Source organism: Streptomyces sp. NPDC002784 (genome assembly GCF_053592135.1).
Map to the genome: position 1 here is coordinate 1 of NZ_JBSFVD010000137.1, position 2,107 is coordinate 2,107.

The 2,107-nt window shown below is 68.8% G+C and carries 2 protein-coding genes; both read right to left on the reverse strand.

The genetic code is table 11. From position 1 onward, the window contains the following. Positions 1-73: 73 nt before the first annotated feature. On the reverse strand, positions 74-679 hold the full coding sequence (locus ACWD1Z_RS37205) for a hypothetical protein (RefSeq protein ID WP_451125308.1): 606 nt from the start codon (positions 677-679) through the stop codon (positions 74-76). 61 nt (positions 680-740) lie between these two features. Continuing rightward, positions 741-1,877 carry an IS481 family transposase gene (locus tag ACWD1Z_RS37210; protein WP_451125310.1) on the reverse strand — a complete coding sequence of 379 codons (1,137 nt, stop codon included), beginning with the start codon at positions 1,875-1,877 and terminating at the stop codon, positions 741-743. Between the last annotated feature and the right edge of the window lie 230 nt (positions 1,878-2,107).

The window sequence follows — 2,107 nt, forward strand, 5'->3', positions numbered from 1 at the left end:
GGGTCTCCTCGCTTTTGGCTGGCGGGGGGCCCCAACACTGTGTGTTGGGGCCCACGGCTGTCGGTGTGAGGTCTCAGGACTTCCTTGACGGTTTGTCGTCAGGAGCTCCTTGACGGTCCTTCTGGGTGCCCATGCCTTTGACGTAGAGCCTGGTGATCGGTCCGAGGTTCTTGCGTGGGCGGACAGCGAGTTCGTCCTCTCCGTGCAGGATCCGGTAGTGGGTGTCCTCGATGACGACGGTGACGATCTTTCCTGCATGGCGTGGGCCGAGCTTGATGAACTGGCCGTTGATCATGAAGCGGCCGCTCGCATGCACCTTGCGCTGGGCCCGGATGGCACCAGCAGGCAGAGGCGGAGGCGGCAGCAGGGACGCCGCCGTCCGTGCCCCGTCGATCTGCCCCAGGCGGTCGGCTGGAACGGGGCAGGGCCACGTTCCCATCAGGGCGTTGTCGGCGATGGCGTGCATGAGGTGTCCGTCGAGGCGGAGGGTGATCGTGCGGCCGGCGAGGGCAAATCCGACCTGGTAGCGGCCGCCGTCCAGGGCGACGATCCCGTCGCGATGGACCTTGCGGTCGACCTCGACGGGTTCGCCGGCGGCGAGGATGGCCGTGCCGCTACGGGCCCTGGGCAGGGTGGCGGGTGCGGGCTCGGGACCGGCCGGGCGGGCGCCATAGCGCATGGTCAGGTAGGCGAGATCCTCCGGCCGCAGCCGGGACGGGACCGTGGTGACGAGGTGCCCGTCAAGGAGGAAGTGGACGCTGCGGTGGTTCGCAGACCGTCAGCGTCCTGCCGGCCAGTGCCTGGTGGATACCGACTCGCTGCCTGCCCGCCACCAGGGTGATCTCGCCGCTGGCAGGCACCCGCACCTCGAACTCGATCGCGGTGCCCTGCGGCGGCAGGACGGGCGGTTCGACGACCTCCACGGACAACTCCGGTTCGGAGACTGCCTGTTCAGGATGCTGGTCATCGCGGCCGACGGCAGTGTGGGGCCGGAAGAGGCTGATGGGCGTGACCATGTTCAGGGCCTGATGCGGGCGCTGGTGGTTGTAGGCGTGCACCCACCCGTCGATCGCTTCCTGGGCCGCGGCCAACGACTCGAACGGCACGACGTGATCGAGGAATTCCTCGCGCAGGGTGCGATGAAAGCGTTCGATCTTGCCCGTAGTGGTGGGCGAGCGCGGCTTGGTCAGCCGCTGGGTGATGCCGTTCTCCTGACAGATACGCTCGAAGAGCACCTCCACCGGCTGGGGGCGAGTATGGCGGCCGGTGAACTGCTTGCCGTTGTCCGTCAGGATCTCGAAGGGCACTCCGTAGCGGCGCATCGCGGCGGTGAAGGCCGAGCACACCGCGCGGGCGCTGGGCACGGCCACGACGGAGGCGATCACGACGAACCGGGAGTGGTCGTCGATGCCGGTAACCATCTTGCACTCTCGGCCGTCGGCCAGCGGAACCCCGCCGACCAGATCCATCTGCCACAGGTGCATGGGCGCCTCACGCTGCCACCGGCGGTATTTGCGCGGGTGCTGCTGTTCCTGGGTGCGGACCAGGCCGTTGCGGGACAGCACCCGGTGGACCGTGGCCCGCGACGGCGCCGCCTCCAGCCCGCGGCGCGCGAGTTCGTGAACGATCCGGCGGGCACCCCACCGGGGATGCCGGCGACGCAGCTCGCAAATCTCGGCTTCCACCTCGGCCGACAGGCGGGTGGGGCTGTTTCGCGGGCGCCGAGAGCGGTCCAGCAGGCCGGGCATGCCCTCCTGCTCGAACCGTCGTCGCCAGCTGTGGAGAGTCTGACGCGAGGTGCCGTACCGGGCTGCGACCTCACCACTTGGAGACCCGCCGAGCACCTCGCGGACAGCCCGGTAGCGGTACTCGGCCAGCTGCTGTACATCCACGACCACCGAGCAAACCACCCCCGGCTTCAGCGCGGGGCCGGAGTGGACGGACGTTCAGCCGAACGTGTCAACCATGTCCTGAGGACAAACGGTCAAACATCTCCTGAGACCTCACAAGCTCAGCTCTGAAGCCCGCCGCCCGCGCGGCGGTGGCCAGCTCCAGCTTCAGCAGGTGATGCTCCGGCGACTCGTTCGCCAGCGCGCAGTCGCGCGGC

Coding starts and splice junctions, on each gene's coding strand:
- ACWD1Z_RS37205 (WP_451125308.1), bottom strand. CDS start 679: ATGCGCTATGGCGCCCGCCCGGCCGGTCCCGAGCCCGCACCCGCCACC.